Origin of the sequence: Nocardia sp. NPDC005978, from assembly GCF_040614455.1 — a bacterium.
GTDB lineage: Bacteria > Actinomycetota > Actinomycetes > Mycobacteriales > Mycobacteriaceae > Nocardia.
On sequence record NZ_JBEXUS010000195.1, the window covers coordinates 1 to 7,013 of the forward strand.

The 7,013-nt window shown below is 69.8% G+C and carries 6 protein-coding genes; 5 read left to right on the forward strand and 1 reads right to left on the reverse strand.

What is annotated here, in order from left to right; genetic code table 11:
• Window positions 1-461 precede the first annotated feature (461 nt).
• Window positions 462-908 carry a MarR family winged helix-turn-helix transcriptional regulator gene (locus ABZ319_RS39465; RefSeq protein ID WP_354991711.1) on the forward strand — a complete coding sequence of 149 codons (447 nt, stop codon included), beginning with the start codon at window positions 462-464 and terminating at the stop codon, window positions 906-908.
• 95 nt (window positions 909-1,003) lie between these two features.
• Window positions 1,004-1,462, forward strand: a complete 459-nt coding sequence (locus ABZ319_RS39470; RefSeq protein ID WP_354991712.1) for a hypothetical protein — start codon at window positions 1,004-1,006, stop codon at window positions 1,460-1,462.
• Between the two features lie 9 nt (window positions 1,463-1,471).
• On the opposite strand, the gene ABZ319_RS39475 is transcribed toward ABZ319_RS39470, so the two are convergent.
• Window positions 1,472-2,014, reverse strand: coding sequence for a YaeQ family protein (locus tag ABZ319_RS39475; protein ID WP_354991713.1), 543 nt, complete (start codon window positions 2,012-2,014; stop codon window positions 1,472-1,474).
• A 70-nt stretch (window positions 2,015-2,084) separates the two neighbouring features.
• Here ABZ319_RS39475 and ABZ319_RS39480 point away from each other — a divergent pair, with 70 nt between their 5' ends.
• From ABZ319_RS39480 to ABZ319_RS39490, 3 genes are all read left to right on the forward strand, one after another.
• Window positions 2,085-2,888: a transglutaminase-like domain-containing protein gene (locus tag ABZ319_RS39480; RefSeq protein ID WP_354991714.1), complete on the forward strand. Its 804-nt coding sequence runs from the start codon at window positions 2,085-2,087 to the stop codon at window positions 2,886-2,888.
• Window positions 2,889-3,006: 118 nt separating this feature from the next.
• Complete coding sequence (locus tag ABZ319_RS39485; protein WP_354991715.1) at window positions 3,007-3,999, forward strand: hypothetical protein; 993 nt, start codon at window positions 3,007-3,009, stop codon at window positions 3,997-3,999.
• Window positions 4,000-4,342: 343 nt separating this feature from the next.
• The coding region (locus ABZ319_RS39490; protein ID WP_354991716.1) for an arabinosyltransferase domain-containing protein at window positions 4,343-7,013 on the forward strand (2,671 nt) is incomplete at its 3' end.

The window sequence follows — 7,013 nt, forward strand, 5'->3', positions numbered from 1 at the left end:
GTCGCGCCACCGGTGCGACTCGCTCCGACGAGCGCTCGGCCGCGGGCACCGCGACCCGCAGCACCGACGGCGCACGCGCGCACGCGGGTGCTCCCCGCCGCCGGGCCTCGCGCCCGCAGTCGGCCGCCACCGGCGAGCAGCAGCGTCGCGGCACGCGCAATTACTGAGCGGCGCGCGTGAATTCACGCGCGCGGCACGAATGACAACGGATCGGGCTCGGCAATTGCCGGGCCCGATCCGTGTTTCCGGCAGCGGCATGGTGAATTGCCAGGCCGCCCAACCACTCCGGCTATCCGGCTGCCGGCCGCTGCGGCCCGGGCGGCCCCGCCCTCCGCCAACCCCGGCTGCCCGGCCACGCCGGGGTAACACCGCCCAGGCCACCCGGCGGCGCACAGGTCGAGTTGTCCCGATGCGCCACGTGCGGTTCGCCCACGTGCCCGGCGGTGCGCGAAGATGGCCGGATGACCTCCGAGGATTCGGCACAGCGCCCGCCGGTGTCGAGTGCGTCGATTCTGGTGCTGACCCTGGCGCGCAGGGTCGAGACCGAACTCGCCGCCGCACTCGCGCCGCTCGAACTGACGGTGAGCCGGCTCGGGCTGCTGGGTCACATCTCCGGCGTCCCCGGGGCGTCGTTCAGCGACCTGGCTCGGATGTCCGGCACCAGCGTGCAGAGCGTGCACACCGCGGTGAAGAGTCTGGTCGCGGCGGGGCTGGTACGGGACCGGAACGCCCGGGCGGGTTCGGCCTCGACCATCGAACTGACCGAGGCGGGCACGGCCCTGCTCGGCGCGGCCCGCAACGCGGTGACCGAGGTGGACGAGCGGCTGTTCGGTCCGGACTCCGATCCCATCCTGCGACAGGTCGGCGCGGCGCTACTGGCCGCCTTCGCCGGTTGGACGGCGTCCTGACCAGGGCATACCGCGCCGTCGAGTGAAATACGCCATATCCTTCAACCTTATTGAAGCTTGCGGCTAAGCTTCAATGCACCTGAAGGATACTGGAGTTGACCTTGCAGCATTTTCTGCTTTCGGTGCACGTGGTGGCGAGCATCGTCTTCATCGGCGGTTCGGCCGTCGCGACCAGTCTTTTCCCCCGCTACGCCCTCGTCACCGCGGGTGCGCCCGGCCCGAATGACGAGCCCTCGGAGCGCAATGTCGCGGTCGCCCGGCTGCTGCACCGCATCACCGGCAAATACGCCGTGGCCGGGATCGCGGTCCCCGTCATCGGCATGATCCTGGCCTCGGTCCAGGGCCGCATGGGCGAAATATGGATCACCGCGGCCATGGTCATCACCGTCCTGGCGGGCGTACTGCTCGCCGTGCAGATCCACCCGATGCAGAAGGAGGCCCTGCGCGACCCCGACGACGGCAAGCGCCTGCGCACCCTGGGCATGCTGGCCGGAATCTACAACCTGCTGTGGACGATCGTGGTCGTCCTGATGATCATCCGCCCGGGGTCCTGACCGCGGGCGCTAGCTCAGCGTCCGCTTCTCGATGACGGTCTTGAAGCTCGAGCCGTTGAGGTCGAGGTACAGATCGCCCTCGGTGATCGAGATCGATACCGCGTTGCGCCGCTGGATCGCCTCGACCGCCTTCTCGATGAAGTCCGGTTCGAAGTTGACCAGCGTGATGTCCCGCGCCCGGTGAATCTTCTTGCCGCTGAGCTGCGCCAGCACCTTGGCCGGATCGTGGTGGGTGTAGACCGCGGTCCGGTCGGCGAGCTTGCTGCCCCGGTGCACCCGGTCCGCGTCGGGCGAGCCGATCTCGATCCACGCGGTCACCCGGCCGGTCAGATCCCGGACCAGCACGGCGGGTTCCTTGGTCGCCGAGACCCCGCCGTCGCTGAAGGCGATGCCCTCCTCGTACTCGAGGCAGTAGGCGAGCAGCCGGGTCAGCATGAATTCGTCGTTCTCGGAGGGGTGCCGCGCCAACCGCAACTCCAGGTCCTCGTAGACACCGCGATCGATGTCCGCGAGCTGAACGGAGAAGTTGTGCAATGTCGCGCTTAGGGCCATGAGCAACAAAGCTTAGCGGGATCGTGCCGGTACCCCACGGGGGCATGGCTTCGCCTGCGAGAATCGGAGCGTGAAGCGTGACGTCTCGGTTCTTCTCGACGTCGAAGTCCATGCCGAATCCCTGCTCGAATTCCAGATCGCGGTGGCCCACCAGCCCGGCGTCGAGGTGATCGAATCACTGAGCTTCGAGCTCGGTGGCGTGCGCCGGACGGCCAAGGAAGTGAGCGGTCCGCACGGCTCCCGGATTCATGTATTGCGCTGCGGCGCGGGCAATCTCCGCACCGAATACAGCGCACGGGTCCTCGGCGCGGCGCGCCCCGAACCCCCCTCGGACTACGACCTGGCACTGTACCTGCGGCCCAGCCGATTCGTGGAGTCGGACAAGATGCTCGGCTTCGCCGCCTCCGAATTCGGCTGCGGCATAGACGATCCGGAGACGCCCGGCCGGGTGGCGGCATGGGTCGCCGACCGCATCGGCTATCTGCCGGGCAGCAGCGCCCCCAGCGACAGCGCGGTGGACACCCTGCTGACCAGCAACGGCGTGTGCCGGGACTTCTCCCACCTGATGGTCGCGCTGTTGCGCGCGGTGGGCGTGCCCGCCCGCGTCGCCTCGGTCTATCCGCCGGGCTGCATGCCCATGGACTTCCACTCGGTCGCCGAGGCCTACGTGGACGGTGACTGGCAGGTCTTCGATCCCACCCGGCTGGCGCCGCGCTCGAGTCTCGTGCGCATCGCCACCGGCCGCGACGCCGCCGATATCGCCTTCCTGGGCAATCACGGCGGCGACATCACCGTCAACGGATTGTGGGTGCGCTCGTTCGTGGACGGCCCGCTGCCCTACGACGACCACATTCACCCGACCACGATCAATTGATGGGAGTGCCGGGGCGACACCGCGTTAACGACGACGCGGCACCAGGGGATCTCATTGCGAAACACTCGCTCGTCAGGGGCAGCGGCGCGCACTGGATCACGAATCTATGGGAGGCAGCGTGCGATCGATCAACCGGACCCGGGCGGGAAGCGCCGGGCGCAGACATCGCGGGGGCACCGTCATCGCGACGGCCCTGCTCATCGGGGCGACGGCCGTGCTCGGCACGGCGTGCACCGACAAGGACACCGCCGGCGGACCCGGCGCCTCGGAGAACGCGGCGCCGATGGGCACCGGGCAACCGGGACAGCCGAGTTCGTCCGGCGGCGGTGGACAGGGCCAGGCCACCGTGCGCAGCATCGGCAAGACCGGCTGGTACGAGGGCTTCGACATCACCGTGGACAAGGCGACGGTGGTGCCGGACGAGTACGGCGGCGCGAAGATCCGCATCGACATCACCTACAAGAACACCACGACCGACAGCAAGACCCTGAGCGTCTACCCGTCGCTGCAATTCGGCAGCGAGATCGACGGCGGCGCGGGCTTCGACAATCCGACGGTGCCGGGCAAGGGCACGGCGACCGGCAGCGCCACGACCTCCATCCAGAAGCTCTCGGACCCGGAGCATCTCATCGACACCCTGACCCTGGTCTACGGCCAGGCCGCGGACAACCAGACCATCATTCCGCTCGCGGCCAAGGGCAAGGTGGTCAGCGTCGAGCCCAAGACGCTGAACGTCTCGGGAAGCCTGACCCAGGATCAGACCACGGTCCAGGTCACCGGCGGCACCCTCGCGCCCAGTTACACCAAGAACGAGAACGGGAAAATGGATCTCGCGCTGCGCATCACGCTGCGCGGCGGATCCGGAATTCCCGACGGCGGCACGAATGTCTACTACGACTACTTCACGATCAAGACGCCGGACGGGCAATCCCTGCCCGCCGATATTCGCGGCCCGATCAATGAACTGCTCAATCGCAACGAAACCATCGACAACGCGAAGAATTACGTCGTCTTCGTGGTGCCGAGCCCGGCCAAGGGCGCCTATGTGGTGACCTACGACGCGAACAAGGGCGAGGGCTCCGCGCCCACGTTCGGTTTCACCATCGAGTGACCGGAGGCACGGGGCACGGCCGTCCCGCGCGCTGCCCGTCGCGTTCGGCTCGGCGATTCGCTGGGCCGGCCGCGGCGGGTCGCCGCACCTCCCGGCCGGGCCCGCGCATCGCATCGCCGATTTCGCGGACCGTCCGCGCGCTCGATCACGCCCCGATTCCCTGACCAGGGCCGCCGAAAACCCACGGGGTGTTTCCCAGGTCCTATGGTTAGCATCGGCATTCGTGCGTGCAGATTCTCCCGGATTGCTCCGGGTACAACTGATCGCCCTTGTGTCGGGGGTTCTAGGAGTTCTACTGGCGGTGCTGACACCGCTGCTGCCGGTTCGGCAGGATCGAACGAGTGTGGAATGGCCACAGGCGCAGTCGGTCCAGCTGACCGCGCCGCTGGTGGATTATGTTCCGCTGTCGCTGAACGCGAGCGTGCCGTGTACGGCCCTGCGTGATCTGGCCACCGGAACGGTGCTGTCCACGGTACCGGCGAAAGCGCCGGGCGCTGCCGAGCAGGGCCTGATCGCCCGGATCGAGACGACGTCCGGTGCGAAGACGGAGTCGGCATCCGAGGCGAAGCCGGAGTCGGAGCGAACGCTGTCGGTGGTGGTGCGGGGAGTGCCACTGCTGAGCGCGCCGCTGTCGGAGATCCTCGGCGCCGAGGCCGCGAAAGCGGTCACCGCGAAAGAGCCGGCCGGGCCCGAGGGACTGCGCGGGCCGAACGGCAACGGGCCCGAAGGCGGTATGCCGCCCGGGAATCCGCCGACGGGCGGACCGAGTGGACCGAGCGGACCCGGTGGACCGCCGCCGATCGGCGGGCCGCCGCCCGGCAGCACACCGCCGCCGGGAAGCACTCCGCCGCCGGGCACGACCCCGCCTCCGGGGAGCACCCCGCCACCCGGCACCACACCACCGCCGGGCACGACCCCTCCGATCGGAGCCAAGCCGCCCGCCAATGCCGTTGCGCCCGCCGCGAATCCGGAACCCGCGCCTGCGCCGAAGTGCGCCGCGTTGATCCTGCGCTCGACCTCCACGGCAACCACGGTCGAGGTGACGGGCGTGACCCGCGCCGACGGTTCCCCGTTCACGAAGACCATCGACGGTGACATCCGCCCGCAGCTCGTCGGCGTCTACACCGACCTCGAACGCGCCGCCCTCGGCGACGCGAAACTGCACGCGGACATCGATTCCCGCTTCTCCTCGGCTCCCGGCGGCCTCAAACTCGCCGCCATGATCGGGGCGCTGCTGTGCACGCTGATCGCCCTGATCTGCCTGCACCGCATCGATTCCGCCGACGGCAGGCGCGCGCGGCGCTTCCTGCCCGCGCGCTGGTGGCGGGTCACCCCCGCCGACGGCGTGGTCGGCGCCACGTTGGCGCTGTGGCATGTGATCGGGGCCAACACCTCCGATGACGGCTACATCCTGACCATGGCCCGGGTGTCCGAGCACGCCGGGTACACGGCCAACTACTACCGCTGGTTCGGCGTCGCCGAAGCTCCCTTCGGCTGGCCGTACGAGGTGCTGGCCTATCTGACCCGCATCAGTGATGCGAGCGTCTTCCTGCGTCTGCCCGCCCTGCTGGCCGGCCTGCTGTGCTGGTGGGTCATCAGCCGGGAAGTGCTGCCGCGCCTGGGTTCCCGGGTGCGCACCGGTGCGGCCGCGCGCTGGACGGCCGGACTGGTGTTCCTGGCGGTGTGGCTGCCGTTCAACAACGGCCTGCGCCCCGAACCCCTGATCGCCCTCGCCGCCCTGCTCACCTGGTGTTCGATGGAACGCGCCATCGCCACCCGCCGCCTGCTCCCGGCGGCCGTCGCGGTCCTGATCGCGGCGTTCGCGCTGGCGGCCGGGCCGAGCGGATTGATCTGTCTCGCAGCGCTGATCGCGGGTTCGCGACCGGTTCTGCACACGATCGTCACCCGGGTCCGCGCCGTGACCGCCCCCGCCGGGCGGCCACTGGCCCTGGGCGCGCTGCTCGCGCCGATCACCGCCGCCGGGACCCTCGTGCTGGTGGTGGTCTTCGCCGATCAGACCCTGGCCACGGTGCTCGAGGCCACCCGCGTGCGGCAGCTCATCGGTCCCGACAAGTCCTGGTACGAGGAGTTCTCGCGCTGGGAGACGCTGCTGTCGCTGAACCCGGACGGCTCGCTGGCGCGCCGTTTCGGCATTCTGGCCATGCTGGGCTGCCTGGTGGTGTGCGTGCTGGTGCTGCGCGCTCGCGGCGGGCGGATCCCCGACACCGCGCGCGGCCCGGTGGTCCGGGTGCTGGGCATCGTGTTCATGTCGCTGCTGCTCATGATGTTCACCCCGACCAAGTGGACCCATCACCTCGGGGTGTACGCGGGCCTGGCCGCGGCGTTGGCGGCGGTGACCACGGTCGCGGTGGGCGGCACCGTGATTCGAGCGGCCTACAAGCGGACCCTGTTCGCCGCGGGGGTGCTGTTCCTGCTGGCCGTGACCACCACCGGTTCCAACGGCTGGTGGTACGTCTCCGGTTACGGTGTGCCGTGGTCGAATCGGGCCCCGGAGCTGGGCGGGGTGGCGGTGTCCACCCTGTTCCTCACCGCGGCGGTGCTGACGCTGGCGATCGCCGGGTGGCGGTACTACCGCGAGCCCTACCGACCCGCGACCGACCCCGGCCGTGCCGACCGGATGGCCGTTCGCCCGCTGACCATCGCCGCGGCGGCCGTGGTGCTGTTCGAGGTGGCGTCCATGGCGCACGCCGCCTACGCGCAGTACCCCGGTTATTCGGTGGCGCTGTCCAACCTGCGCGCCCTGACCGGCAAGCCCTGCGGTCTGGCCGAAGACGTACTGGTGGAGACGAATACGACCGAATCGCTGCTGCTGCCCTACACCGGCAAACCCGCCGACGGACTCGCCGCGGAGAACACCGGTTTCACCGCCGACGGCGTGGGTGACCTCGTGCCCGACGGACCCGATGGCGCGGGTCCCGACAGCGGCGCACCGGGTGGCGCACCCGGCGGCGGCGCACCGGACAGCGGCGCCGGGGGCGGCAAGAAGCAGCCGG

Bases quoted from the DNA above. Each gene is read 5' to 3' on its own strand.
- ABZ319_RS39465 (WP_354991711.1), top strand. From the start codon at position 462: ATGACCTCCGAGGATTCGGCACAGCGCCCGCCGGTGTCGAGTGCGTCG.
- ABZ319_RS39475 (WP_354991713.1), bottom strand. From the start codon at position 2,014: ATGGCCCTAAGCGCGACATTGCACAACTTCTCCGTTCAGCTCGCGGAC.